This window comes from Caldicellulosiruptor morganii, from assembly GCF_026810225.1.
Taxonomy (GTDB): Bacteria; Bacillota; Thermoanaerobacteria; order Caldicellulosiruptorales; family Caldicellulosiruptoraceae; genus Caldicellulosiruptor; species Caldicellulosiruptor morganii.
This window is the reverse complement of sequence record NZ_CP113865.1, coordinates 1,915,836-1,940,613: the sequence shown is the minus strand read 5'-3', so window position 1 is coordinate 1,940,613 and position 24,778 is coordinate 1,915,836. Positions and strand designations below refer to the sequence as shown.

Below are 24,778 nucleotides of genomic sequence, written 5' to 3'. Positions count from 1 at the left end.
TCCTCCCGAAAAGAATCTGAAAATGATAATAAGGTGCGCCACAGATATTTCAAAAGGATGGTTTTGTATGATAAAATTAAGGAAAATAAACAATAAAGAATTTGTTGTAAATGCTGATTTTATTGAGTTTGTTGAGGCAACACCTGATACTGTTATCACGCTTACAAATGGTGTTAAGCTTGTTGTGAAAGAGTCGGTGGATGAAGTAATTGAGAAGGTTATTGAGTATAAAAAGAGAATTTTTGAAGGAGTTATATTCAACATACAATCTGTGAAAAAGGAGTATGAACAATGAAAGGAGAAAAGCTAAATTCAATAATTCTCATATTGCTTGTTTTGTTGCTTTTGATGATGGCTGGTATGGGAATTGGTTTTCTGACAGTGATGAAAAACCTATCACCAACTACCCCAGCTGCCAAGTCTGCTCCTGAAGTAAAAAAACCAGAGAAGCTGTATACATATGATGTCAATGATGGGAAAGCACTGATGAGCAATCTTCAGGATACTCAAACAAATGCAGGCAGAATTATCAGGGTGACAGTGCAATTGGAAGTGACGGATAAGAAATTGCCTGAAACTATGAAAGAAAAGAATATAGTGATTGCTGACATAATCGATAGTGTGCTCAGAAGCAAAACTGCCGATGAACTTTTGAAGCCGGAAGGGAAAGAGAAGGTTAGAAAAGAAATAAAAGACAGGTTAAATGAGATATTTGACAATAAAGTGTACAATGTCAATTTTGGTGAGTTTATTATTCAGTAAAAAAGGCGGTGAAACAACTTAAAATGGGTGATATACTTTCGCAGAGTGAAATAGATGAACTTTTGCGTGCGCTGACATCAGGTGAGCTTTCGCTTGAGGAGGTCCAAAAACCCAAGCAGGAGAGAAATGTTAGAGTTTACGACTTCAAAAGGCCAAGCAAGTTTGCAAAGGACCACCTTCGAACACTCCAGATAATTTTTGAAAATTATTCTCGTATGGTCACCACTTTTTTATCTGGATATTTAAGAACGGTTGTGCAAATGGATGTGATTTCTGTTGAACAGCTGACGTATTACGAGTTCAGCAATTCACTTTCAAACCCGGTGGTAATGGGAATTGTTAACTTTGCACCTTTAAAAGGCAGTATTGTATTTGAGATGGCACCCGAAATAGCCTTTGCAATGATAGACAGAGTGCTGGGGGGCTTTGGGAAAGGCATTGACAAGATAAGAACATTTACTGAGATTGAACTTGTCCTGATTGAAAGACTACTGCAGCAACTTATCAGTTTTTTCAGAGAAGCATGGGAAAACATCATAGATTTAAGACCGAGAGTTGAAAAAATAGAAACAAATCCGCAGTTTACACAGATAGTATCGCCAAACGAGACTGTGGCACTTGTGACAATTGATATGAAGGTGGGCGAAGCAGAAGGTATGACAAATATTTGTTTGCCTTACATGGTTGTAGAACCTATTATGCCAAGGCTTAGCACAAAGTACTGGTTTTCGACCTCTGCAAAGGAAACATCAGAGGAGACAAGGGGATATTTGCAGAAAAAAATTGAGAAGACAAAGGTGCCTGTTAGAGCAATCCTTGGCAAGGCTGAAATCACAGTAAGAGAATTTCTGGATCTTCAAGTAGGTGATGTAATCAAACTTGATAGAAAGAAGAATCAAGAAATTGAGGTGTTTGTTGGAAACAGATTGAAATTTTATGGTGTTCCTGGAAGAAAAGAGAAGAGAATAGCAATAAAAATAACAAGGGTGGAAGAGGAGGAGGAATTTAGATGAGCGATCTGCTTTCGCAGGATGAAATAGATGCTCTTTTGCGGGGTATGAGCGAATCTTCTTCTTCACAGGATCTTACAGTTACAGATCAGGACAAAGACGTACTGGGTGAGATAGGCAATATCTCAATGGGCACAGCGGCAACCACTTTAAGTATTCTTTTGAATCAGAAAGTAAATATTACAACTCCGGTTGTAAGCGTACTCAGATGGGATGAGCTGCCCAGAGAGTTTCCTGTGCCCTATGTTGCGATAAAAGTTGTGTACAAAGAAGGACTTGATGGAGTCAATCTTCTTATTTTAAAGAAGGAAGATGTTGAAATAATAGCTGACCTTATGATGGGTGGGACAGGGAAGATAGAGTTTACAGAGGAGCTTTCAGATCTTCAGCTTTCTGCTATACAGGAAGCAATGAATCAGATGGTGGGTTCTGCTTCTACTTCTCTTTCTTCAATGCTGAATTTAAAGATCGATATCAGCCCCCCCGAGGCGTTTGTGATAGATTTTGCACGGAATGCCGAAGAGATGATTCCGGAATTAAAGAAGGCTGATAAAATAGTAAAGGTTGCATTCAGAATGACAATAGGGGATTTGATAGACAGCCAGATAATGCAGCTTATTCCAGTGGACTTTGCAAAACAGCTTGTCAATGCCATGTTAAACAATACACTGGGTGCAGCTGCTGAGGAAAAAAAAGAGCCGTTATCTTCCCACCAGCCATCCGGGACTTCTGAAAGGCCACAAAAAGATGAGAGTGCGAAAAAGAAAATGGTTACTTCATCACAAAGTTATCAGCCCAGAAGAGAGGAGAAAAGCGAAAGAGTGTACAATGTCTCACCGGTGCAGTTTGAGAGCTTTGATGAAGAGGAAGAGAGAAGGTATCCTGAGAATATTGAACTAATTCTGGATGTGCCGCTTGAGATTACTGTTGAACTTGGAAGAACACAAAAGCTTGTGAGGGAGATTTTAGAGTTTTCAACAGGTTCTATTATAGAACTTGACAAGCTTGCGGGCGAGCCTGTTGATATTCTTGTAAATGGTAAGGTGATTGCAAAAGGTGAAGTTGTGGTTATTGATGAAAATTTTGGTGTTCGCATAACTGATATTGTCAACCCAACAAATAGATTATAAAATATAAATAAGCATTTTTTTGAAAGACAAATTTTACATTAAAGAACTTGAGAAAAGGAGAGGGATTCATGTCAAAAAGAATTTTAATAGTGGATGATGCAGCGTTTATGAGAATGATGCTCAAAGACATTATAACAAAAAATGGGTATGAAGTAGCGGGTGAGGCTGAAAACGGACTTAAGGCAGTGGAGATGTACAAGGAACTGAAACCCGATCTTGTTATGATGGACATTACTATGCCGGAGATGGATGGAATACAGGCGGTAAGAGAAATAAAAAAGATTGATCCACAGGCAAAGATTATAATGTGTTCTGCAATGGGTCAGCAAGCAATGGTTATAGAATCAATTCAGGCGGGTGCACGTGATTTTATTGTAAAACCGTTCCAGGCAGATAGAATTGTGGAGGCTATCAAAAAGGTACTTGGCTAAATGCTATCTTTATGCTTTTACCTTGATGTCAAGGAGAAATTAAATGATGGAACTTGTTTTAAAAGTAATATTTTCTCTGGTATTAGTAGGTGTATTGATATATCTTACCTACTTTGTATTAAAGGCATACAGCAAAAAGGTGGTTTTCAGGAAAGGGGAATTTATAAAGATAGTGGATGTTCTTCCCCTTTCTTCTGACAGTATGCTTGTATTGGTAAAGGTTAGGCAGAGATACATATTGCTTGGCAAAACTCAAAAGAGTATAACTTTTTTAAAAGAATTTGAGATGTCAGATTTTTCAACGGCAGAAGATGCTGAGGAAGAAATAAGTTTTAAAGATGTTTTTGACAAAAATTTAAGCTCTTCGTTTGGGCTCAAAGATAAAGTTTTAAACCTGTATACTCTCATAAAAGACAAGGACGATGAAGCTGAAAGATGAAAAAGAAGTTTCACTATATTATATCGACAGGTTTAATAATTTTAATAATATCCTTTTGCAAAATTGAACGGGCATTTGCAGCAAGTTTTAGCATAAACTTAGGTAGCATGAACAATCCCAAAGATGTATCTGCTGCCATACAACTTATAATATTTCTTACTCTGCTTACTTTAGCCCCGTCAATTCTAATTATGATGACTTCTTTTACCAGGATTTTAATTGTGCTGGGGTTTGTTAGAAATGCCCTGGGTACACAGCAAATGCCACCAAACCAGATATTAATTGGGCTTGCTTTATTTTTAACCTTTTTTATAATGGCGCCTGTGGGTGATAAGATTTATACACAGAGTTATCAGCCGTACATAAAAGGTGAGATTACATCACAGGAGGCACTCAAAAGAGCCGAAAAGCCCTTGAAGGAGTTTATGCTTAAAAATACCCGGAAAAAGGATTTAGACCTCTTTGTAAAACTTGGCAATATAAATCCAGACACAGATATTAAAAATTTGCCTTTGAGGGTTGTCATTCCTGCCTTTATTATAAGTGAACTCAAGAGTGCTTTTGAGATGGGGTTTATAATATATGTGCCGTTTTTAATAATTGACATGGTTGTTGCAAGTATTTTGATGTCGATGGGAATGCTTATGATTCCACCTGTAATGATTTCTCTGCCATTTAAGATTTTGCTTTTTATACTTGTTGACGGCTGGGGACTTGTTGTTGAGTCTCTTATTAGAAGTTTTAAATAGAAAAAGGTGTGGGGAAGCTTTAAATGGATGTATCGGTTGTTTTGGAGATTGCAAGACAGGCAATACTGACTGCATTTTATATTGCGGGACCCATTTTGATTGTATCCATGGTTGTGGGGATAATTGTTTCGGTTTTGCAGGCAACAACACAGATTAATGAGCAGACTCTTACATTTGTACCCAAGCTTATTGCAATTGCAATTTCGCTTTTAATATTTGGCAGCTGGATGCTTACAAAGGCTGTGGAATTTACAAAATACCTTTTAACAAATATAAACCAGTTTGTGAAGTAAAGGAAATAAAAAATGGAGGAGATTTTTAACTATCTTTTAGATAGTTCATATATACTCTTTCTTGTTCTATCGCGTATAAGTGGGATTTTTATTGCATCTCCTATATTTGGAAGAAGAAATATTCCTGCATATTTCAAGATAGGTTTTGCGTTTTTTTTAAGTATTATTGTAATGCTGTCGTATAATTTTAACTATGTTTTGCCCCAGAATCTAATACAGTTTGTCCTGACAGTTGCCAGGGAGTTTGTTGTGGGGCTTGTAATAGGGTTTATATCATACATGATATTTGCTACAATTCTTCTTGCGGGTCAGATTGTTGATAATGCAATTGGTTTTGGGATGGCAAACGTGATTGACCCCCTGAATGAGGTTCAGGTGCCACTGCTTGGAAACTTTTTGTACCTGTACATGCTTGTTATATTCTTTGCCACTGATAATCACCATATTTTGATAAGGGCAGTTGTGTACAGTTATAAATTGGTGCCATTGGATTATCATAGTATTCTACCTCGGATTTCACAGAAATTTGTGACATTCTTTATAGAACTGTTTGTGATTGGAATAGAGATTAGTTTGCCTATTTTGATGAGTATGCTTATAGTTGATATTATACTTGGGATATTGTCAAGGTCAGTGCCACAGATGAATGTATTTATGGTGGGGCTGCCGGTCAAGATTGCTCTGGGTTTTCTGGTGCTTGTGACAGTTCTTCCAATTATGAACAAGATGATTTTTGTTTTACTTGATAGGCTCAGCACCTATACATTTGAAGCTTTGAGAGGGGGCTTTAAGTGAGATTGGTTTTTGATATTCAGCTATTTGCAGACACTGCTACAAAAACAGAAAAAGCAACCCCTCGTAAAAGACAAGAGGCAAGAAAACGCGGAATGGTAGCAAAGAGCAGAGAGGTTACCTCTGCTTTTGTTTTACTTGCAGGTGTTCTTTTTTTGAAGTTTGGTTATTTTCTTTTTGTAAATCCTATGAAAGGCTATAGCAGGTATTTTTTCAGCAACCTGAGCTATAGTATTGAAGATATAGCCGATGCAAACAAACTTTTTTCAAGTATAATAACCATTACATTAAAGCTGATTTTACCTTTTTGTCTTGCTGCAATGACCATAGGGATTTTAGTTGAATGGATGCAGAGCGGTTTTTTGATTACAACTGAATCTTTGAAAATGAGCTTTCAAAAGATAAATCCTGTTGAGGGCTTTAAAAGGATATTTTCTATTAACTCTATTGTTGAACTTATAAAATCAATTCTGAAAATAGTGATAATAGGATATACAGGTTATCTGTATACCAGAACATTTGCAGATAAACTGCTTGAGATGTATGATATGAGCCTGACCTCTGTTATCAAGTTTTCATTTAACTCGGCGATAAACCTCATTTTATGGATGTCGGTAATGTTTTTTGGACTGGCAGTGGGTGATTATATTTTCCAGAAGCTGCAATATGAAAGGAAACTCATGATGAGCAAAGAAGAGGTCAAAGAAGAGTTCAAGCAGACAGAGGGAAACCCGCAGATAAAGTCAAGGATAAGAGAAAGGCAAAGGAAGGTTTCGCTTCAGAGGATGTTTCAGCAGCTTCCAAAAGCAGATGTTGTTATAACAAACCCGACGCACTATGCTGTTGCACTTCTGTATGAGCCCGAGAAGTTTGATGCGCCACGTGTTATTGCAAAAGGGAAGGATTATATAGCTCAGAAGATCAAAGAGGAAGCCAGAAAATATGGGATTGAGATTGTGGAGAACAAAGACCTGGCAAGAAGCCTTTATAATATGTGCGAGGTTGGTGATTTTATTCCCCCTGAGCTTTATCAAACAGTGGCAGAAGTGCTGGCGTATGTATACAGTCTAAAGAACTATCAGAAGGTGAATGTAAGATGAATTTTAAAGGTGCCACAATTTCGATATTTGCAATAGTGATAGTCCTTGCCATGATACTTCCTGTTCCGCCCAGCCTGCTTGACGTTTTGATAGCAGTCAACCTTGCACTTGCACTTGTTATTTTTCTCAATAGCATAAATATAAAAGAAGCTCTGGATTTTTCTGTTTTTCCGTCGCTTCTTTTGTTCACAACGCTGCTCAGGCTTTCTCTGAATATTTCAACAACAAGGCAGATATTAACCGGGCAAGGTGAGAATGTTAGGATTGTCTATACATTTGGCAACTTTGTTATTGGTAGTAATATAGTAGTTGGTGTTATAATATTTTTTATAATTATCATTATACAGTTCATTGTGATAACAAGGGGTGCAGAGCGAGTTTCGGAGGTTGCGGCAAGGTTTACACTTGATGCTATGCCGGGGAAGCAAATGGCAGTTGATGCAGATCTTAATGCCGGGATTATAACCGAAGAAGAGGCGAGGGTTCGAAGAAGCAAGATTCAAAAAGAAGCTGATTTTTATGGAGCAATGGACGGTGCGAGCAAGTTTGTAAAAGGTGATGCCATTGCAGCCATTTTGATTACGTTTATAAACGCAATTGGTGGTCTTATTATTGGTGTGGCAATGAGAGGTGAAGATGTTTCTGAGGCTATACAGAAGTATCTTTTGCTTTCTGTTGGTGATGGGATTGCAGCACAAATTCCGGCTCTTTTGATATCAACTGCAACTGGTATTGTTGTGACAAAAGCAGCCGATGAGAGCAAGCTTTCAGAGAATTTAATCCGGCAGCTTTTTGAATATCACCCAAAGGTGCTATATACTGTTGGCGGGATTCTGGCGATACTGTCACTTATTCCTACGATGCCAAAGCTATCACTTCTCATTCTCTCTGGTACCATGGTGTCAATGGGTTTTAGGATGAATTCAAGCTTGAAGAGGATTGAGACAATGGAGGTTGAGAAAACAGAGGAAAAGGAAATTGAAGAGCTGAGAAAGCCTGAAAATGTGATGAACCTTCTATATGTTGACCCGATTGAGGTTGAATTTGGATATGGTATAATTCCCTTAGCCGACAGGGATCAGGGTGGTGACCTTTTAGAACGTGTTGTAATGATAAGAAGACAGCTTGCGCTCGAGCTTGGAATAATTGTTCCAACTATCAGGCTCAGAGATAATATTTCACTGAGTCCTTATGAATACAGAATAAATATAAAAGGTGTAGAGGTTGCAAGGGCAGAGCTTATAAGCGATAGTCTTCTTGCTATAAATCCCGGGTTTGTAACAGAACAGATACAGGGAATAGCTACAAAAGAACCGGCGTTTGGCCTTGATGCAATCTGGATACCTTCTTCAATGAAAGAGAAAGCCGAGATGGCAGGTTATACAGTTGTGGATCTTCCATCTATTATATCCACACATCTTACAGAGATAATAAGGCGACATGCACATGAGCTTTTGACAAGGCAGGATGTGCAAAAGCTAATTGACAATGTGAAGGAAACCAATCCTGTGCTGGTGGACGAACTTGTTCCCAAGTTGATGACAATTGGTGAGATACAGAAGGTTCTGGCAAATCTGCTCAAAGAACGGATTAGTATAAGAGACATGGTGACAATCTTAGAGACCCTTGCTGACTGGGCTTCCACTACAAAGGATGTGGACATTCTCACAGAGTATGTAAGACAGGCAATGGCAAGGTATATTACAAAGAAGTATGTCCCGGGTAATACCTTGGAGGCTGTAACACTTTCACCTGAGGTAGAAGAGGCTATCATGAACTCTATTCAAAAAACTGATCAGGGCAGTTTTGTAAATCTTCCTCCAGACTACATCCAGAGACTTATCAATAATCTCAGCAATATTCTGGAAAAGCTTCTGAGCAGTGCCTCGCAGCCTATCGTGGTCTGTTCGCCGATTGTTAGGATTTATTTCAGGAGGCTTATTGAGAACGTCTTTCCAGATGTTGTTGTTCTTTCATACAATGAGATTTTACCCAGTGTGCAAATAAAATCTGTTGGGATGGTGGAAGTCTGAAAATGAAGGTAAAAAGGTATTTGGCTCATGATATGCAGGAAGCTCTCATCAGAATAAAGGCAGACCTTGGAAAAGATGCAGTAATTCTTTCCACAAAGAAGGTGAGACAAAAAGGACTGCTGGGTTTTTTCAAAAAGCCTCTTATAGAAGTGACTGCAGCCTGTGAGGATGAAAAACTGATAAAAAAGGAAGAGGAGATTAAAAAGTCAGAAAATTTGGCTCTGAGCTTTCAGATGACTCAAATAAAGGAGCTTGAGAAGAAGATAGAGTCTTTGGAAAGGACAATAAAAGAAGTTATAAAAGAAACAAATGTGGAACCTGAGACAAAGGAAGCATCCAGGAGGAACTTTTTGGATGTGATGCGGGAGAATTTGAAAAGAAATGGTGTTGAAGATGATATTCTTGACCAGCTTTTGAGCAAAGTCAGTGGTGATGGTTCAATAAACAATATAGTGAACAGTATGTACAGAGAGATAAAAAACATGCTGGGGATGCCCTGGAATTTTAATCTTGATTCAAATAAGCCACAGGTTGTGTTTTTTGTGGGACCAACCGGTGTGGGGAAGACAACAACAATTGCCAAGATTGCTGCAAAGCTCATGTTTGAAGAAGGCAAAAGGGTGGGATTCATTACAGCTGACACGTACAGAATTGCTGCTGTTGAGCAGCTGAAAACTTATGCCGAGATCATGAACATTAAAACTCGGGTATGGTACGAGGTGGACGAATATGACCAGATAATAAAAAGTTTTGAGGACTCTGATATAATACTTGTTGACACGGCAGGCAGAAGCCATAAAAATCAGGAACATATGGATGAGCTAAAAGCGTTTTTCAAAAAGGCAACTCCCGATGAGGTGTTTTTGCTTTTGAGTGCTACCACCCAGCCGGGTATTTTTAGGGAGATAGTAAACTCATATTCTTTTATAGAGGATTATAAGGTCATAATAACAAAGGTTGATGAGGTATCAAGCTATGGGAATATATTGAATATAAGACATTATACCCAGAAACCCATTGCATATGTAACAACAGGTCAAAATGTTCCTGATGACATACAGCAGTTTAATCCAGAGTATTTTGCAAAACTCATAATAGGGAGTAAGGTTTTATGAGAGACCAGGCACAAGGTTTAAGAAATCTCGTTATGAAAGTGAATACCTTTGAAAAGCCTGTACAGGATGTGGAAAATGGCTCAAAAGTAATTACAATTACAAGTGGGAAAGGTGGAGTTGGCAAAACAAACCTGACTGTAAATTTAGCTATTGCTTTAGGGAAAATGGGTATTAATGTACTTGTAATAGATGCAGATCTGGGTCTTTCAAATGTGGAAGTACTTCTTGGGACATCACCAAAATTCACCGTAAAAGATGTGCTGGAAGGTAAAAAAGAGATAATGTCGGTGATTGAAGAAGGCCCGCACGGGGTTAAATTTATCTCGGGTGGCTCTGGCATAGTTGACCTGGCCAACTTAGATGAGGAGAGACTTTTGAGGCTGGTTGAATGTGCAGAGGCTATTAACAGATACTTTGACATTGTATTGATTGATACCGGTGCAGGCATTTCAAAGAATGTAATGGAGTTTGTTATGATGGCTGATGAGGTAATTGTTGTGACCACACCAGAGCCCACATCCATTACAGATGCATATGCTGTAATAAAAGCTATTATCAGGAGGGATTTTGAACGCAGAATAAACATTTTGGTAAACAGAGTGCAAAATTCAAAAGAAGCCGAGGAGATTTTTTTCAGGCTAAACGGGGTTATAAAAAGGTTTTTGCAGCGCGAAGTAGAATATATAGGTTATATAGAGGAAGATGCTGTTGTATCAAAATCGGTTATCAAACAGGTGCCCTTTATGATATCATATGAAAGGAGCAGTATTTCAAAGCAGGTAGAACAGGTTGCCAGAAAACTTGTCCATGATGAGGATATGGTAAGCAAAGACAGGCAAAGAGGCTTTGCAAGGTTTGTAGAAAGTGTGGTTAAAATGTTCAGAGAGCGATAAATAAAAGGGGGTTTTTTATGCAAAGAATTTTTAAGGTAGGGGATAAAATTGAGATTGTACGGATAGACAGGCGCACGTGGGAGGAGAATGGTGTACAATATGTTTCCAAGATTGCCGATATAAAAGATGAGTATTTTTATGTGTTTACACCTATTAAGGAAGGCATATATGTAACCTTTTATATTGACGAAATTGTTAGAGTATACAAAGTGATGCCGGATGGCGTGTGGCTGTTTGACGCTACAGTTGAAGACAGGTTCAAAGAGCCAGAATATATGATAAAGATAAAACAGATATCTGATATCCGGAAGATTCAGAGGCGCATGTTTTTCAGACTCCTAATAAATTTAGACATATATGTAAAGCTGTTGAATCCGCAGGAAAAAAATACTGACGAAACTTTCCAGAACGACTTTTCAGAAGGTAAGATAGTAAAGGCGATTACCAGAGATATAAGCGGTGGAGGCATTTGCTTTCTGGCAGCAGAGGAGTTCAATCCAAAAGATATTATCCTGACAAAAGTTCCTCTTGAGAGTGAAGAACTTGTGTTGAAAGCCGAAATCCTGAGAAAGGAAAGGATAGATCATCATGCATACAAATTTATGTATGGATGCAAATTCATAGAGGCAAGGCAGAATGAGATAGACAGGATTGTAAGATTTATATTCAAAGAACAGCAGAAGATAAAACGCAAAGGACTGTAATAAAAAGTTTTATTGCAGTTTAAGAAGGAGTGTGATGATTGCTATGGATATATCTCAGTACTTAGGTATGTTTATAGAGGAGGCAAAGGACCATATTCAGAGTTTAAACGACAACATGCTGAAGTTAGAAGAAAATCCGGGTGATTTGCAGCTCATCAATGAAATTTTTAGGTCTGCTCATACTTTAAAAGGTATGGCGGGCACAATGGGATTTGTAAATATGCAAAAGCTCACACATGCCATGGAGAATGTTCTGGCTGCAGCACGCGATGGCAAACTAAGAATAAATAGTAATATAATGGATGTGCTTTTCAAAACCATTGATGCACTGGAAGAATATCTGGATGTAATTGTGGCAACAGGCACAGAAGGGTCTGAGCAGAATATTTCGCTTGTGAACAGTTTAAATGGTATTCTGGGCAGACCACAGGAAGAAGTGGCTTTGAAAGATAAAACCCAGGGTGCTCAGTTTGAGTATGATGAATTTGTCATTAGAGCTATTGAAAGAGCTAATTCGCAGGGATTTAATGTTTACAGGCTGGATGTTGAACTTGATCCGAATTGTCTTTTAAAGTCTGCCAGGGCTTATCTTGTTTTCAAAGCTGTTGAAGAGCTGGGCGAGATAATTCATTCAAAACCATCTGTGCAGGATATTGAGGATGAAAAATTTGATTTTGAATTTAGTATTACAATTGTCAGCAAAGAATCGCTTGAAAAGATAAGAGATAGAATACTGTCCATTTCAGAGATAAGAGAAGTAAAAGGGATAGAGATTAAAGAGACATCGCAAATAGCAGTGCAAGCAAAGCAGGAAGTGACAGAGCAGGAGACTGGTGCGATAACAGAGACTGTTAAGGTTGTACGTGATCAGAAACAGGAAGCTGCTAAAAAGACAGCTCAGACAGTAAGGGTTGATATAGAAAGATTGGATGTTTTGATGAATCTGGTTAGTGAGCTTATAATCATAAAGAGCAGGATAGAAGGACTAACCAAAAAATATAGCGACAGACAGTTCGAAGAATCAATAGAATACTTAGAGAGAATTACAACAAGTTTGCATGATGCTGTGATGAAAGTGAGAATGGTGCCTGTTGAGAGGGTGTTTTCAAGATTTCCAAGGATGATGAGAGATTTGGCAAGAGAGCTTGGTAAAGAGTTTGAGCTTGTTATGTCGGGTGAGGATACAGAAGTTGACAGGACTATTGTTGATGAGCTTGGTGACCCTCTAATTCATCTTTTGAGAAATGCGGCCGACCATGGCATAGAGGATCCGGAGGAAAGGGTGAAAAATGGCAAGCCAAGAAGCGGACTTATAAAACTCTCTGCTTACCATGATGGCAACAATGTTGTGATAGAGGTTGAAGATGATGGCAAGGGAATTGATATAGAAAAGGTAAGGAAAAAAGCCATTGAAAAAGGGCTTTTGAAAGAGGACCAGTTGGACTTGTCTGATCAGGAAATCATAGATTTACTGTTTTTACCGAGCTTTTCCACAAAGGACAAGGTTACAAACCTCTCGGGAAGAGGTGTGGGGCTTGATGTTGTTAAAACCAAAATTGAGCAACTTGGCGGGATGGTTGAGGTAAAGAGTGAAAAAGGCAGGGGTACGAAGTTTATAATAAGACTTCCTTTGACTCTGGCAATAATTCAAGCCCTGCTTGTAACTGTGGCTGATGAGATTTATGCAATTCCTATTGCTTCGATAAAAGAGATAGTTGATGTTGCAAAAGAGGATATAAAAGTTGTGCAGAAGGGCAAGGAGATAATTCTGCTTCGAAATCAGGTTATTCCAATAAAATATCTACATAAAATTGTGGGACTTGAAGAGAATCCTGACAGGAAGAAGTACACAGTTGTGATAGTAAAGCGTGGGGAGAAGCTTACTGGAATTGTGGTGGATAAGCTTTTAGGTCAGCAGGATATAGTTATCAAGTCGCTCGGGAAATACTTGGAGGGAGTCAGGCTTGTGTCCGGCGCAACAATACTTGGTGATGGGTCTGTTGCAATGATACTTGACCCCAATGTACTGGTTGTATAAACAGGAAGTAGAGGTGGGATAAGATATGGAACAATATCTTGTTTTCAGGTTGGCTGATGAATATTACGCTCTTGTGGTGAGCTTTATAGAGAACATTGAGAAGATGATGCCAATTACGCGGGTGCCAAATACCAAAGAGTATATAAAAGGTGTTGTGAATCTGCGCGGGGAGATTGTGCCTGTGATTGACCTGCGGGAGAAGATAGGGGTAACAAAAGAAGAATTTAGTGATGAAACCAGAATATTGATTATAAACTGGAAAAATGAGTTCAAGGTAGGATTGATTATTGATGAGGTTTTGGATGTGGTTTATCTTGCCAAGGAGGATTTTGATGCTGCTACAAGAGACAGGAATGAGTTTACTTTTTCAATCGCAAGAAAAGGCGATATGCTGATAAATATAATAAACTTGGAAGATGTGTTGTTTGAAAAGACTGAGGAGGTTTAATTTTTATGAACTTTTCAAATAGCGAGATAAATGAGATGTATCTGGATGTTCTCAAAGAGCTTGGGAATATCGGGACAGGCAATGCAATTTCTGCACTTGCTATGATGATTGGAAAGCGCATTGATATGAAAGTACCTATTGTTAAGATTGTGGATTTGCGCCAGGTGCCTGAGATTCTGGGTGGTGCAGAAATACCAATTGTAGGTATACTTTTGAATGTTGAGGGTGATATAGACGGATTTATTATGCTTGTGATGTCGCAAGCATCAGCGCATGTTCTGGTAAACATGCTCCTTGGTACCTCTTTAAATGAGTATAGTGAATTTACTGACATAGAAAAATCTGCTTTGATGGAAATAGGGAATATTTTGGCAGGGGCGTATTTAACAGCGCTTTCTACACTCACAGGATTTAAAATGATTCAATCTGTCCCGCAGCTTGCAGAAGACATGGCAGGAGCGATACTGAGTTTTCCTGCAATTCAATTTGGTGAGACTGGAGACACTGCTCTTTATATAGAAACAGAGATTTTTGAACAAAGCAGCAGAATTATTGCTGATTTCTTTTTAATACCAACTGAAGAGTCATACAAAAAAATGCTAAGGGCACTGGGAGTAGTATAGAAGATGATCGAAACAATTAAAGTGGGAATGGCAGATTTAAATGTGGCAAAATATCCAAATGCACTTACCACACTTGGTCTTGGCTCATGTGTTGGAGTTTGTATTTATGATGGTAAGAATAAAATAATTGGCATGATACATATAATGCTTCCCTACAGCTGGGGTGTAAAAAACAACAGTAATCCTGCAAAGTTTGCTGATACAGGCATTCCTCTTTTGATTTCAAAAATGGAGAGTATTGGTTCAAACAAAAAAAATATGGTTGCGAAGCTTGCAGGCGGTGCACAGATGTTTGAAGTAACAAGAAGTGAATTTATGAACATTGGAAAGCGCAATGTGGAGGCAGCAAAGAAAGTTCTGGCTGATTTGAATATTCCAATTGTTGCTGAAGATACGGGTGGTAATTATGGTAGAACAATTATATTCTACTCAGAAGATGGTAGAGTTGAAATAAAAACAATCGGGAAGGGAACCAAAATTATCTAAAGGAGAAGACTGGGCTTTGAAATGGAAACATATTTTGCCTGAGATTTTGGCATTGATAGAAGGAGGTATTGTGTTTTTAGCCTGCATTGTTATGAAAAAGTCCGGCGAGTATACTTTTTTTTCTACTTTTGTTATATCATTGATAGGATATGTTTTTGGACAATTTATAAAAGATTTTATTGATAAAGATGGTTAATTTAGTATTTGAGGGGATTTTGTAAAATGGACGAGGCAGTTTTGTGGGAGAGATATTCCAGAACAAAAGATCAAAAGATAAAAGAACAGCTTATCTTAAAATACATGCCACTTGTGAAGCTGATAGCGGGCAGAATGGCAATGTATTTCGGTGGAAATGTTGAATATGAGGATTTGGTGAGCTTTGGTTCAATTGGGCTTCTGGATGCAATTGAAAAGTATGACAGTCAAAAAGGGGTCAAGTTTGAAACATATGCATATTCACGCATAAGAGGTGCTATTATTGACTGTGTAAGGAGCCAGGACTGGGTGCCACGAAGTATAAGGCAGAAAGCAAAAGAAATTGAAAGGGCATATATTGAGATAGAAAGGGAAGGGAAGATTCCTACAGATGAAGAGGTTGCAAAAAGAGTGGGACTTTCATTGATAGAACTTCAAAAATTGCAGGAAAAGATAAGCAGCGGCATGATTGTTTCGCTGGAAGGGTTTCTTGATCAGAATTATGAAAGAAAAATAGGCGGGCTTGAAGACTTTGTCTCTCGCCCCGAGGTGTTTGTGGAAAATAAGGAGCTGAAAGAAGTGCTCAGGCAGGAGATAGACAATCTTTCAGAAAATGAAAGGATGGTGATAATCCTTTATTATTTTGAAGAGCTTTCAATAAAAGAGATAGCCAAAATTTTGGGTGTTTCTGAGTCAAGGGTGAGTCAGCTTCACACAAGATCGCTTTTAAAATTGAGGTCGCGATTGGAAAAGTATATAAAGTAAAATTATTGGAATTTAATTTTTTCAGCGGGGAAAGGAGAGTATTTTTATGTCTGAAGAAAATCTTAAAAAGGTAGATATTAAGGTTCTGGTAACTTCAGATAAACTAAAGGCAAGTATTGTTTTGATCCAGAACCAGAATGGAGTGGAGTTGACTTCAGAGAATGTAATCAATGCGCTTAAAGCAAACAGGGTGACGTATGGCATAGATGAAGAGGCAATCAAAAGACTTGTTGAAAATCCTGTATTTGGTTCACCTGTTGTGGTTGCGCAGGGAAAGCCTCCCGGCAGGCCGGTTGATGGCAAGCTCATATATCATTTTGATGTAAAGCGTGAGATAAAACCCAAAGAGCTTCCTGATGGAAGGGTTGACTACAAGGACCTGGGGATTGTGCAAAATGTCAGAAAAGATGATATACTTGTTACAATGATTGATCCTGTTGATGGTGAAAATGGTGTGGATGTTTTTGGAGGGGTGATAAGAGGACAGAAGGGCAAAAAAGTAAATCTTCCGCGCGGAAAGAATACCTATATTGACGCAGATGGACATACACTGAAGGCCGCCTGCGATGGACAGGTTTGTATAATTGAGGGCAAGGTTGTTGTTCTAAACACTCTGGAAATATCCTCGGATGTTGACAATTCCACAGGAAATATAAACTTTGTGGGAAATGTTCATATAAAGGGGAGTGTTTTATCCGGGTTTAAGGTTGTTGCCGAGGGTAATGTGGAAGTTGACGGGATTGTTGAAGCAGCCGAGATTGAGGCAAAGGGGTCTGTAATTTTGCACAAGGGCATAACAGGCATGGGCAAGGGCAAAATTGTATCTCAAAAGAGTGTGATTGCAAAGTTTATTGAAAATGCAACTGTATTAGCAGCCGAGGATGTTCAGGCAGAAGCAATTATACACAGCGATATCAAGTGCGGTGGCAGGCTAATTCTGGTAGGGCCAAAAGCATCAATTGTTGGTGGAAGCTGCAAGGTGGGCAGAGAGGTTGACGCAAAAACCATAGGATCATATCTTTCGACATCAACCGAGATTGAAGTTGGTGTGGACCCTCTTATGATAGAAAGATATAGAGAAATCAAGGGAGAAATCAATGAATTAAAAGAGAATGTAAAAAAGTGTGATCAGGCAGTCGAGGTACTTAAAAAAATTGAGGCAGCAGGCAAAATTACTGATGACAAAAGAGAGATGCTCCAAAAGTTTACTCGATCCAAGATTGTAGCTCAGGAGAGGTTAAAATCTCTTCAGCAGGAGCAGGAGGAGATAGAGAAAAGACTTGAGGAGAGAAGTGAAGGAGTTGTAAAGGTGCAGGATGTCATTTATCCGGGTGTTAAAATTACAATAGGGAATGTTTGCAAGATTATAAAAGAACCTGTGAAATATTGCAAAATTTATAGACAGGATGCCGACATAAAGATAGCTCCCTACAGTGATTAAAGAAAAGCAAAAAGGGGATGTTTTGTATGAATATCCGCCCTGTTGATGTCAGGATACTGTATCCCAAGTCTACGGAGGTATCCCAGATTGTACTTGGTGAGCAGCAAAAAGAGAATATGCTAAAACACATAAATGCGCAGAAGAATCAGGTAAAGGTAGAGGAAGGTTTAAAGCAGGTAAAAAGCAAGGATGATGTTTCAGAAATAAGACTTGCACAAAAACAGGAGAAAGAAAGGCAGCAGGCGAAAAAACAGAAGAAAAACAACAAGGGTTTTGATATAAGAGTTTAGCATGAGGGTGGAATATAATGGATGCATATGTCGCTTTATTTGTGCTACTGGGGTTAATCATGGTTTTTGCTTCACTCAGGTCAATAAAAAAAGATGTAGAAAAGAGTGAAAAAATCCTGATTGATTCTGAGAAAGCTGTTTTGAAACTTTCACAGCTTTTGAATGAGGCAGTTGAAACCATTGAGGAACTGGATAGTTTTGGAGAGTATATAATTGAAAGGATAGAAAACAAAGTAAAATGGGTAAAAGAGCAAATGGATAGAATGGAAGATAAAGCTTTTGCTGAAGAAATAAATGAAAATAAAAATTCAAAAGAAGCTGAGAAACAGCCTGTGGATGGCAGACAGAATTTTACTTCTGCTGAAAATACTGCAAAAAAGTCAAAAGAGGAAATATATCACAGGGCTGTTGAGCTTTATAGACAGGGGTTGAGCTTAGAGGAGATTGCTTCAAAGCTTGGCATAGGTAAAGGTGAGGCAAAGCTTGCAATAAGGATTGTTGGGAGGGAGAAGATCTGAGATGGTTTAAATTTGTACTCCTTGGTATTGGCATTGGCTGGATTTTGGGAGTTTTGACAATGTATTTTTTATTTGGTTCAAGCTACAATCAAAACCATTTGAATTTTGATGATAGAGTTGATATTTATATAAATAATGTGGAAAACTTGGGAGAGTTACTTTATCAAAATGGTGTGATACAGGATAAAAAATCGTTTGAAGAGTTTTTGAAGTCTAAGAAAGTTAACAAACAGCATTTTATAACGGGAAGGAAGGTTTCTTTTAAGAAGGCTATGAGTTATGAAGAAATTTTTGATATTGTTTATAAGAAAGAGTAAAAGAATAAAGGGCTTTGAAGCTAAATTTAAAAAACTGTGGGGTTGAAAAATGATAGAAGCGCTTAATGCCATAATGCCGGTGATTGTAAAGACGTTGGAGCGTGTACATGATAGTTCATGGAAGATGGATTACAGCATGCATGACAGTTATGAACTGATATTTGTAAAAAAAGGCAATGTTGATTTCTGGGTTGAGGGAGAAAAAATAGAATTGAAAGCGGGTGACCTGCTTATAATAAAACCACATACACGGCACAAGTTTGAGGTTGTCGGGAGTTTCAAAGCAGAGTTTATTGTTATGGCATTTTATTTAAAGCCTCAGAGTAAAGCTAAAATAGAGCAATTGAAAGAGATCTACGGTTTTTTAAAACACATAGAAATGGTTTCTTCTCGCTTTTATTATCTGCGCGTCAGAAAAAGAAGCAGTATCTTTTTTTGTTTGGAATCCATACTGCAAGAGGCAAAAGAAAATAAAGAAAATCTTTTACTTTATATAAAATCACTGGAACTTTTTGCATATATTACGCGTGAGATAGACAATCTGGAAATAAAAAAGAATTTTGATTATTCAAAGATTGCCAAATTCATAAAAGAATATATAGACCAGAATTACATGGAAGACATTAAAATTGGAGATATTGCCAAAAAACTTTTTTTGTCAGAAAGCAGCATCTCCCGTCTTTTTAAAAATCATTTCGGGGTTTTACCCAAGGAGTATTTACTTTCAAAAAGGATAGAAAAGGCAAAGGAATACCTTTCCATGTCTAATTTAAAAGTAAGTGAGATTGCTATTATGTGTGGCTTTTCGTCTTTGCAGAGATTCAATGATATTTTTAAAAAGTATACGGGTTTTTCTCCAACTCACTTTAGAAAACTTTCTTTGCAGAACTCCAACTTTTTGCAAAATAAAAGTATGGGTAATCTTGAGCAATAAAGAGTTTTTTGAAGAAAAACCTTTCTTTTTTCAGGATTTTCATCAAAAATTGAATATCATGAGCCTATTTTGAGCAAAATCAAACTTGATTGGAGAAGGAAGAATATACTATAGTAATTAATGTGATTAGCACTCACTGCTAATGAGTGCTAACAAAAATGGAGAAGGAGGTCGGAAAGAGAATGAGAATAAAGCCAATTGGCGACAGGATTTTAATCAAGTTCAAGGAAAGAGAAGAGGTAACAAAGAGCGGTATAGTTCTGCCAGATACTGTTAAAGAGAAACCTCAGATTGCAGAGGTTATTGAAGTTGGTCCTGGTGGAATTGTGGATGGTGAAAAGGTAGAAATGGTAGTTAAAAAAGGAGATAAAGTAATTGTAAGCAAGTATGCAGGAACAGAAATCAAAATTGATGGTGAAGAGTATACAATAATCAGACAGGATGATGTCCTGGCAATCATTGAAGACTAAACAAAACAAAAAAGGAGGTAGATAGAACATGGCAGCTAAAATGATATTGTTTGATGAGGAAGCAAGAAGGGCGCTCGAACGTGGTGTGAATAAATTAGCAGACACTGTTAAAGTTACTTTGGGACCAAAAGGAAGAAATGTTGTTCTTGAGAAGAAATTCGGGTCACCTCAAATAGTAAATGATGGTGTTACAATTGCAAAAGAGATTGAGCTTGAAGACCCGTTTGAGAACATGGGTGCACAGATTGTAAGAGAGGTTGCATCAAAGACAAACGACATTGCCGGTGATGGTACAACAACTGCAACAGTGCTTGCTCAGGCAATGATCAGAGAAGGGCTCAAAAACGTCGCAGCTGGTGCAAACCCAATGATTTTGAGAAAGGGTATTCAGAAAGCAGTTGATGTTGTAGTTGAAGAAATCAGAAAGATGAGCAAAAATGTAAGAGGTAAAGAAGACATTGCGTATGTTGCTTCAATCTCTGCCGGTGATGAAGAGATTGGAAAACTTGTTGCAGATGCAATGGAGAAAGTAACAAATGATGGTGTTATCACAGTTGAGGAGTCAAAAACAACAGAGACAACACTTGAGATAGTTGAAGGTATGCAGTTTGACAGAGGTTATATCTCTGCATACATGGTAACAGATACAGAAAAGATGGAAGCAGTGCTTGATGACCCATACATCTTGATTACAGACAAGAAGATTTCAACAATTCAGGACATCCTGCCACTTCTTGAACAGATTGTTCAGCAGGGCAAAAAGCTGTTAATAATTGCAGAGGATGTTGAAGGCGAAGCACTGGCAACACTTGTTGTAAACAAGCTCAGAGGAACACTGCAGTGCGTTGCTGTAAAAGCACCTGGCTTTGGTGACAGAAGAAAGGCTATGCTTCAGGACATTGCAATACTCACAGGTGGTCAGGTAATTTCAGAAGAGCTTGGGCTTGATTTGAGAGAGGTTAAAATAAGCCAGCTTGGTCGTGCAAGACAGGTTAAGGTTCAGAAAGAAAATACAATAATTGTTGGCGGTGCTGGTGATCCAAGCGAGATCAAAGCAAGAATCCAGTCAATCAAAAGACAGATTGAAGAGACAACATCCGATTTTGACAGAGAAAAATTGCAGGAGAGACTTGCAAAACTTGCCGGCGGTGTTGCAGTAATCCACGTTGGTGCTGCAACTGAGACAGAGCTTAAGGAAAAGAAACTCAGAATAGAAGATGCTCTGGCTGCAACAAAGGCTGCAGTTGAAGAAGGTATTGTTCCTGGTGGCGGTACAGCACTGATCAATGCAATTCCTGCGCTTGACAAATTAATTGAGACACTTTCCGGGGATGAGAAAACAGGTGCATTGATTGTTAAAAAGGCACTGGAAGAGCCACTGAGACAGATTGCAGAGAATGCTGGTTTGGATGGTTCAGTAATTGTAAACAAAGTGAAAGAGAGCCCGGCCGGTGTTGGGTTTGATGCACTCAATGAGAGATTTGTTGATATGTTCGAGGCAGGTATTGTAGACCCGACAAAGGTTACAAGAACAGCTATCCAGAACGCTGCATCAGCTGCTGCAATGCTCCTGACAACAGAAGCTGTTGTTGCTGAAAAGCCAGAAAAGGAGAAAACTCCTCCGGCTCCAGCACCTGATATGTACTAATAAATTGAAAGTTTGAAATAAAGGCTGCTACTGATAGCAGCCTTTATTTTTTTTTGGTATAATATTTGTAACAATCATGCAAAAATCTTTTTAAAAGGTGAAGTAGGAAGATGTACAGACTGCTTGCAATTGACCTTGATATGACACTTTTGGATGGCAATAAAAAAATCTCTCAAAGGAATAAAACTGCAATTACACTTGCAAAACAAAGAGGAGTGCACATTGTACTCTGCTCGGGCAGGATTCTAAAAGGTGTTTTGCATTTTGCAAAGGTACTGGGACTATCAGATGAAATTGTCATAGCCTGCAATGGCGCAATAGTAAGAGACCAGAAATCCAGCAGAGACATTTATTATATAGGGCTTGACAATGACAGTAGCATAAAGATTGCCGAGATATGCAGGGAAAATAACATCTATTATCACTATTACTGCAAGGATACTATGATAGCCAAGAAGCTTGATTATTCATCAAGATTTTATTATGAAAAAAACAAAGAACTTCCCGAGGATGAGAGAATAGAGATTGTGGTTGACAGCTCCCTGGATAGAATAAAAGACTGTGGGAATCTTATAACCAAATTTGTGATTATTGATAATGATACCGAAAAGGTTGATTATGTTCGAAGACAGATAGAAGAAAAGGTAGAGAGTATTGAGACCACAAAATCGGATATCAATATTTTGGAAGTGATGAAAAAAGGGGTTAACAAAAGAAATGCGCTTGAATTTGTCTGCTCTTATCTTAACATAGATAAAAAAGAGGTGGTGGCGATAGGTGACAACGAAAATGACCTTCAGATGATTGAGTTTGCAGGGCTTGGTATTGCAATGGAAAATGCTATTGGTGAGCTCAAAAAGATTGCTGACTACATAACAGATTCCTATGAAAATGACGGTGTTGCAAAGGCAATTGAAAAGTTTATTCTGGGGGAATTTGTAAATGCCTAAAAAAGTGGCTATTGTGAGATGTGATACATACAATGTGGAAGATGTTAAATGTGCACTTGAAAAAGGTATAAATCTATTAGGATTTGAATTTCCCGCTTTTAACAGGGTATTGCTAAAACCCAATCTACTTATGAAAAAAAGTCTGGAGGAAGCTGTTACAACCCATCCTTCTGTGGTGGAGGCGGTTATAAGAATTATTCAGGAAAAAGCAAATGAGATCATAATAGCAGACAGCCCGGGTGGACCCTATACAAAAAGAAGGCTTGAAGCTATATATCAGGCAGCAGGGCTGAAAGATCTTGAAAGTTACAAAAAGGTTATTCTAAACTATGATACATCCTTCAAGGAGGTTCAGCTTAAAAAGAGTATTCTTAAAAAGATATCATTTATATCACCCTATTTTGAAGCAGATGGATTGATTAACCTTCCAAAGCTGAAAACTCACAGGATGGCTGTGTACACAGGAGCTGTTAAAAATCTGTTTGGTCTTGTTCCCGGCGGACAGAAAGCAGAGCTGCATTTCAGACTTCAGGAAGTTGAAAAGTTTATGGAGATGCTACTTGATATTTATTACACTGCAAACCCTGTTTTAAACATAATGGATGCAATTGTTGGTATGGAAGGGGAGGGACCGTCTGCGGGCAAACCACGGAGTCTTGGACTTATTTTGATTTCTCAGGATGCAGTTGCACTGGACTTTGTTGCATGCAAAATTATTGGACTTCAAACCAAAGATGTTCCTCTTTTGAATGTTGCAAAGACCAAAGGACTTTTAGATCCGGATGATATCGAGATTGTGGGTGAGAAGCTGGAGGAGGTTGCGGTTGGCAATTTTGATGTACCGCTCAGACCTGAGATTTCATTTGTTCGAGGAAGAGCTCCCAATTTTGTATCAAGGTTTATAAACGACCTTCTTACCCCAAGACCAGTTTTCAACAGAGATGTTTGCATAGGGTGCGCAGAGTGTTTTAATGCCTGCCCTGCTCAGGCAATTGAGATGCGAAGTAGAAAAGCGTATGTTGATTTGGAAAAGTGTATCAGGTGCTATTGCTGTCATGAGCTTTGTCCTGCAAAAGCCATTACCATAAGGCGATCATTTTTATTTGAAAAAATACTAAAATAAAAGAAGGGAGGGTATCTTGCCTGCTGTCAAAAAAATTAAACTGACAGCAGCAAGGAAAAACATGAGTGGTAAAGTTAGTGTAGAATACATCAATCCGTTTATTCAAGCAAGTCAGCAGGTTTTAAAGCAGGTTGCAAACATTGATTTTACACTGGGGAAAATATATCTCAAAGACCCCACATACAAGGTGGACCAGGTGGTTGTTATAATTGGAATGACAGGGAGTATAAAAGGGCAGGTTAATTTTTGTATGTCGCTTGATACTGCTAAAAACATTGCGTCTATGATGATGGGCGGGTATCCTGTTGCTGAGTTTGATGATCTTGCAAAAAGCGCAATTGGTGAGATGGCTAATATGATAATGGGAAACACATCAACACTTTTCTCACAGAAAGGACTCAAGGTTGAAATCACACCCCCCTCAATACTTATAGGGGAAAACATGACTTTGAGTACATCAAAGATGATAAATATATGTGTTCCGCTTCTTCTTAGCAATGGTGATAAAATTGATATGGACGTGGCAATTGTTGAAACCTGACCTGATGAAAGGGGGCTTTGTGATTTAGGGGTATGCCAATAAATATTGTACTTCATGAACCGGAGATTCCATACAATACTGGCAATATTGCAAGAACCTGTGCATGTACTGGCGCTAAGCTTCATCTTATAGAACCACTTGGTTTTTCTTTAGAAGATAAGTATTTGAAAAGAGCAGGGCTTGACTACTGGCAGTATTTAGATGTAAAGATATACAGAGATTTGAATGACTTTTTTGAAAAGAATCGAGATGCAAATGTTTTTTACTTTTCCACAAAAGGCAAGCAGTACTATACCCAGGCGATATACACAGACAATTGCTATTTGATGTTTGGTAAGGAGACGGCAGGTTTGCCTCAGTGGCTGATTGAACAAAATATACACAAAACTTTCAGAATACCAATGATAAGCGATGTAAGGTCATTGAATCTTTCAAATGCAGTTGCGATTGTTCTTTACGAAGCACTGAGGCAGCTTAACTTTCCCAACCTTGTGTGAGCAAAAGCAAAATGCGAATAAAAAATATTATTAAGGGGGATTT

General features: G+C 38.3%; 31 protein-coding genes. All 31 read left to right on the top strand.

The features are described from left to right. Nucleotides 1-67: 67 nt before the first annotated feature. Nucleotides 68-295, top strand: coding sequence for a flagellar FlbD family protein (locus OTK00_RS09720; RefSeq protein WP_045168996.1), 228 nt, complete (start codon nt 68-70; stop codon nt 293-295). Continuing rightward, complete coding sequence (locus OTK00_RS09715; RefSeq protein WP_045168997.1) at nt 292-762, top strand: flagellar basal body-associated FliL family protein; 471 nt, start codon at nt 292-294, stop codon at nt 760-762. Before OTK00_RS09720 ends, OTK00_RS09715 begins: the two co-directional genes overlap by 4 nt. A gap of 23 nt (nt 763-785) precedes the next feature. Continuing rightward, nucleotides 786-1,775, top strand: a complete 990-nt coding sequence (fliM, locus tag OTK00_RS09710) for a flagellar motor switch protein FliM (protein ID WP_045168998.1) — start codon at nt 786-788, stop codon at nt 1,773-1,775. Further along, nucleotides 1,772-2,902 (top strand): flagellar motor switch phosphatase FliY, encoded by a 1,131-nt coding sequence (fliY, locus tag OTK00_RS09705; protein ID WP_045168999.1) that lies wholly within the window; start codon nt 1,772-1,774, stop codon nt 2,900-2,902. The genes fliM and fliY overlap by 4 nt, the downstream gene beginning before the upstream one ends. 68 nt (nt 2,903-2,970) lie before the next feature. Further along, a complete protein-coding gene (locus tag OTK00_RS09700) occupies nt 2,971-3,333 on the top strand; it encodes a response regulator (RefSeq protein ID WP_045169000.1) in 363 nt (120 codons plus the stop codon). A 43-nt stretch (nt 3,334-3,376) separates the two neighbouring features. After that, the gene (locus tag OTK00_RS09695) at nt 3,377-3,772 is read left to right on the top strand and encodes a FliO/MopB family protein (protein WP_268760778.1); all 396 of its coding nucleotides are present in this window, start codon (nt 3,377-3,379) and stop codon (nt 3,770-3,772) included. Continuing rightward, nucleotides 3,769-4,521: a flagellar type III secretion system pore protein FliP gene (gene fliP, locus OTK00_RS09690; protein ID WP_082054612.1), complete on the top strand. Its 753-nt coding sequence runs from the start codon at nt 3,769-3,771 to the stop codon at nt 4,519-4,521. Before OTK00_RS09695 ends, fliP begins: the two co-directional genes overlap by 4 nt. Nucleotides 4,522-4,544: 23 nt before the next feature. Next, nucleotides 4,545-4,814: a flagellar biosynthesis protein FliQ gene (gene fliQ, locus OTK00_RS09685; RefSeq protein WP_045169002.1), complete on the top strand. Its 270-nt coding sequence runs from the start codon at nt 4,545-4,547 to the stop codon at nt 4,812-4,814. Between the two features lie 12 nt (nt 4,815-4,826). Further along, complete coding sequence (gene fliR / locus OTK00_RS09680) at nt 4,827-5,609, top strand: flagellar biosynthetic protein FliR (RefSeq protein ID WP_045169003.1); 783 nt, start codon at nt 4,827-4,829, stop codon at nt 5,607-5,609. Beyond that, a complete protein-coding gene (gene flhB / locus OTK00_RS09675) occupies nt 5,606-6,706 on the top strand; it encodes a flagellar biosynthesis protein FlhB (protein ID WP_045169004.1) in 1,101 nt (366 codons plus the stop codon). The genes fliR and flhB overlap by 4 nt, the downstream gene beginning before the upstream one ends. Further along, nucleotides 6,703-8,739: a flagellar biosynthesis protein FlhA gene (gene flhA, locus OTK00_RS09670; protein WP_045169005.1), complete on the top strand. Its 2,037-nt coding sequence runs from the start codon at nt 6,703-6,705 to the stop codon at nt 8,737-8,739. The genes flhB and flhA overlap by 4 nt, the downstream gene beginning before the upstream one ends. 2 nt (nt 8,740-8,741) lie before the next feature. Beyond that, complete coding sequence (flhF, locus tag OTK00_RS09665) at nt 8,742-9,854, top strand: flagellar biosynthesis protein FlhF (protein ID WP_045169006.1); 1,113 nt, start codon at nt 8,742-8,744, stop codon at nt 9,852-9,854. Next, complete coding sequence (locus OTK00_RS09660) at nt 9,851-10,747, top strand: MinD/ParA family protein (RefSeq protein WP_045169007.1); 897 nt, start codon at nt 9,851-9,853, stop codon at nt 10,745-10,747. The genes flhF and OTK00_RS09660 overlap by 4 nt, the downstream gene beginning before the upstream one ends. Nucleotides 10,748-10,764: 17 nt before the next feature. After that, nucleotides 10,765-11,451, top strand: a complete 687-nt coding sequence (locus OTK00_RS09655; protein ID WP_045169008.1) for a flagellar brake protein — start codon at nt 10,765-10,767, stop codon at nt 11,449-11,451. A 43-nt stretch (nt 11,452-11,494) separates the two neighbouring features. Next, nucleotides 11,495-13,489 carry a chemotaxis protein CheA gene (locus OTK00_RS09650; RefSeq protein WP_045169009.1) on the top strand — a complete coding sequence of 665 codons (1,995 nt, stop codon included), beginning with the start codon at nt 11,495-11,497 and terminating at the stop codon, nt 13,487-13,489. Nucleotides 13,490-13,514: 25 nt separating this feature from the next. Further along, nucleotides 13,515-13,937: a chemotaxis protein CheW gene (locus tag OTK00_RS09645; protein WP_045169010.1), complete on the top strand. Its 423-nt coding sequence runs from the start codon at nt 13,515-13,517 to the stop codon at nt 13,935-13,937. Nucleotides 13,938-13,942: 5 nt separating this feature from the next. Next, nucleotides 13,943-14,560, top strand: coding sequence for a chemotaxis protein CheC (locus OTK00_RS09640; RefSeq protein ID WP_045169011.1), 618 nt, complete (start codon nt 13,943-13,945; stop codon nt 14,558-14,560). 3 nt (nt 14,561-14,563) lie between these two features. Further along, the gene (locus tag OTK00_RS09635) at nt 14,564-15,046 is read left to right on the top strand and encodes a chemotaxis protein CheD (protein ID WP_045169012.1); all 483 of its coding nucleotides are present in this window, start codon (nt 14,564-14,566) and stop codon (nt 15,044-15,046) included. A gap of 16 nt (nt 15,047-15,062) precedes the next feature. Then, nucleotides 15,063-15,242, top strand: a complete 180-nt coding sequence (locus tag OTK00_RS09630; protein WP_045169014.1) for a hypothetical protein — start codon at nt 15,063-15,065, stop codon at nt 15,240-15,242. Between the two features lie 26 nt (nt 15,243-15,268). Next, nucleotides 15,269-16,006 carry a FliA/WhiG family RNA polymerase sigma factor gene (locus OTK00_RS09625; protein ID WP_045169015.1) on the top strand — a complete coding sequence of 246 codons (738 nt, stop codon included), beginning with the start codon at nt 15,269-15,271 and terminating at the stop codon, nt 16,004-16,006. Between the two features lie 46 nt (nt 16,007-16,052). Next, nucleotides 16,053-17,447 carry a DUF342 domain-containing protein gene (locus OTK00_RS09620; RefSeq protein WP_045169016.1) on the top strand — a complete coding sequence of 465 codons (1,395 nt, stop codon included), beginning with the start codon at nt 16,053-16,055 and terminating at the stop codon, nt 17,445-17,447. A gap of 26 nt (nt 17,448-17,473) precedes the next feature. Continuing rightward, nucleotides 17,474-17,737: a hypothetical protein gene (locus tag OTK00_RS09615; protein ID WP_045169017.1), complete on the top strand. Its 264-nt coding sequence runs from the start codon at nt 17,474-17,476 to the stop codon at nt 17,735-17,737. Nucleotides 17,738-17,754: 17 nt separating this feature from the next. Then, nucleotides 17,755-18,255 carry a DUF2802 domain-containing protein gene (locus OTK00_RS09610; protein ID WP_045169018.1) on the top strand — a complete coding sequence of 167 codons (501 nt, stop codon included), beginning with the start codon at nt 17,755-17,757 and terminating at the stop codon, nt 18,253-18,255. 59 nt (nt 18,256-18,314) lie between these two features. Beyond that, a complete protein-coding gene (locus OTK00_RS09605) occupies nt 18,315-18,572 on the top strand; it encodes a hypothetical protein (protein WP_045169019.1) in 258 nt (85 codons plus the stop codon). A gap of 49 nt (nt 18,573-18,621) precedes the next feature. Next, a complete protein-coding gene (locus OTK00_RS09600; RefSeq protein WP_045169020.1) occupies nt 18,622-19,506 on the top strand; it encodes an AraC family transcriptional regulator in 885 nt (294 codons plus the stop codon). Between the two features lie 182 nt (nt 19,507-19,688). Then, nucleotides 19,689-19,976, top strand: coding sequence for a co-chaperone GroES (locus OTK00_RS09595; RefSeq protein WP_045169021.1), 288 nt, complete (start codon nt 19,689-19,691; stop codon nt 19,974-19,976). Between the two features lie 28 nt (nt 19,977-20,004). Beyond that, nucleotides 20,005-21,624: a chaperonin GroEL gene (gene groL / locus OTK00_RS09590; RefSeq protein ID WP_045169022.1), complete on the top strand. Its 1,620-nt coding sequence runs from the start codon at nt 20,005-20,007 to the stop codon at nt 21,622-21,624. Nucleotides 21,625-21,734: 110 nt separating this feature from the next. Next, on the top strand, nt 21,735-22,574 hold the full coding sequence (locus tag OTK00_RS09585) for a Cof-type HAD-IIB family hydrolase (protein WP_045169024.1): 840 nt from the start codon (nt 21,735-21,737) through the stop codon (nt 22,572-22,574). Beyond that, the gene (locus OTK00_RS09580; protein ID WP_045169025.1) at nt 22,567-23,697 is read left to right on the top strand and encodes a DUF362 domain-containing protein; all 1,131 of its coding nucleotides are present in this window, start codon (nt 22,567-22,569) and stop codon (nt 23,695-23,697) included. The genes OTK00_RS09585 and OTK00_RS09580 overlap by 8 nt, the downstream gene beginning before the upstream one ends. Nucleotides 23,698-23,758: 61 nt before the next feature. Beyond that, nucleotides 23,759-24,238, top strand: coding sequence for a chemotaxis protein CheX (locus tag OTK00_RS09575; protein WP_045170113.1), 480 nt, complete (start codon nt 23,759-23,761; stop codon nt 24,236-24,238). A 32-nt stretch (nt 24,239-24,270) separates the two neighbouring features. Further along, nucleotides 24,271-24,735: a tRNA (uridine(34)/cytosine(34)/5-carboxymethylaminomethyluridine(34)-2'-O)-methyltransferase TrmL gene (gene trmL / locus OTK00_RS09570; RefSeq protein ID WP_045169026.1), complete on the top strand. Its 465-nt coding sequence runs from the start codon at nt 24,271-24,273 to the stop codon at nt 24,733-24,735. Nucleotides 24,736-24,778: the final 43 nt, after the last annotated feature.

Bases quoted from the DNA above. Each gene is read 5' to 3' on its own strand.
- OTK00_RS09720 (WP_045168996.1), top strand. From the start codon at position 68: ATGATAAAATTAAGGAAAATAAACAATAAAGAATTTGTTGTAAATGCT.
- OTK00_RS09715 (WP_045168997.1), top strand. From the start codon at position 292: ATGAAAGGAGAAAAGCTAAATTCAATAATTCTCATATTGCTTGTTTTG.
- fliM (WP_045168998.1), top strand. From the start codon at position 786: ATGGGTGATATACTTTCGCAGAGTGAAATAGATGAACTTTTGCGTGCG.
- fliY (WP_045168999.1), top strand. From the start codon at position 1,772: ATGAGCGATCTGCTTTCGCAGGATGAAATAGATGCTCTTTTGCGGGGT.
- OTK00_RS09700 (WP_045169000.1), top strand. From the start codon at position 2,971: ATGTCAAAAAGAATTTTAATAGTGGATGATGCAGCGTTTATGAGAATG.
- OTK00_RS09695 (WP_268760778.1), top strand. From the start codon at position 3,377: ATGATGGAACTTGTTTTAAAAGTAATATTTTCTCTGGTATTAGTAGGT.
- fliP (WP_082054612.1), top strand. From the start codon at position 3,769: ATGAAAAAGAAGTTTCACTATATTATATCGACAGGTTTAATAATTTTA.
- fliQ (WP_045169002.1), top strand. From the start codon at position 4,545: ATGGATGTATCGGTTGTTTTGGAGATTGCAAGACAGGCAATACTGACT.
- fliR (WP_045169003.1), top strand. From the start codon at position 4,827: ATGGAGGAGATTTTTAACTATCTTTTAGATAGTTCATATATACTCTTT.
- flhA (WP_045169005.1), top strand. From the start codon at position 6,703: ATGAATTTTAAAGGTGCCACAATTTCGATATTTGCAATAGTGATAGTC.
- flhF (WP_045169006.1), top strand. From the start codon at position 8,742: ATGAAGGTAAAAAGGTATTTGGCTCATGATATGCAGGAAGCTCTCATC.
- OTK00_RS09660 (WP_045169007.1), top strand. From the start codon at position 9,851: ATGAGAGACCAGGCACAAGGTTTAAGAAATCTCGTTATGAAAGTGAAT.
- OTK00_RS09655 (WP_045169008.1), top strand. From the start codon at position 10,765: ATGCAAAGAATTTTTAAGGTAGGGGATAAAATTGAGATTGTACGGATA.
- OTK00_RS09650 (WP_045169009.1), top strand. From the start codon at position 11,495: ATGGATATATCTCAGTACTTAGGTATGTTTATAGAGGAGGCAAAGGAC.
- OTK00_RS09645 (WP_045169010.1), top strand. From the start codon at position 13,515: ATGGAACAATATCTTGTTTTCAGGTTGGCTGATGAATATTACGCTCTT.
- OTK00_RS09640 (WP_045169011.1), top strand. From the start codon at position 13,943: ATGAACTTTTCAAATAGCGAGATAAATGAGATGTATCTGGATGTTCTC.
- OTK00_RS09635 (WP_045169012.1), top strand. From the start codon at position 14,564: ATGATCGAAACAATTAAAGTGGGAATGGCAGATTTAAATGTGGCAAAA.
- OTK00_RS09625 (WP_045169015.1), top strand. From the start codon at position 15,269: ATGGACGAGGCAGTTTTGTGGGAGAGATATTCCAGAACAAAAGATCAA.
- OTK00_RS09620 (WP_045169016.1), top strand. From the start codon at position 16,053: ATGTCTGAAGAAAATCTTAAAAAGGTAGATATTAAGGTTCTGGTAACT.
- OTK00_RS09615 (WP_045169017.1), top strand. From the start codon at position 17,474: ATGAATATCCGCCCTGTTGATGTCAGGATACTGTATCCCAAGTCTACG.
- OTK00_RS09610 (WP_045169018.1), top strand. From the start codon at position 17,755: ATGGATGCATATGTCGCTTTATTTGTGCTACTGGGGTTAATCATGGTT.
- OTK00_RS09605 (WP_045169019.1), top strand. From the start codon at position 18,315: ATGTATTTTTTATTTGGTTCAAGCTACAATCAAAACCATTTGAATTTT.
- OTK00_RS09600 (WP_045169020.1), top strand. From the start codon at position 18,622: ATGATAGAAGCGCTTAATGCCATAATGCCGGTGATTGTAAAGACGTTG.
- OTK00_RS09595 (WP_045169021.1), top strand. From the start codon at position 19,689: ATGAGAATAAAGCCAATTGGCGACAGGATTTTAATCAAGTTCAAGGAA.
- groL (WP_045169022.1), top strand. From the start codon at position 20,005: ATGGCAGCTAAAATGATATTGTTTGATGAGGAAGCAAGAAGGGCGCTC.
- OTK00_RS09585 (WP_045169024.1), top strand. From the start codon at position 21,735: ATGTACAGACTGCTTGCAATTGACCTTGATATGACACTTTTGGATGGC.
- OTK00_RS09580 (WP_045169025.1), top strand. From the start codon at position 22,567: ATGCCTAAAAAAGTGGCTATTGTGAGATGTGATACATACAATGTGGAA.
- OTK00_RS09575 (WP_045170113.1), top strand. From the start codon at position 23,759: ATGAGTGGTAAAGTTAGTGTAGAATACATCAATCCGTTTATTCAAGCA.
- trmL (WP_045169026.1), top strand. From the start codon at position 24,271: ATGCCAATAAATATTGTACTTCATGAACCGGAGATTCCATACAATACT.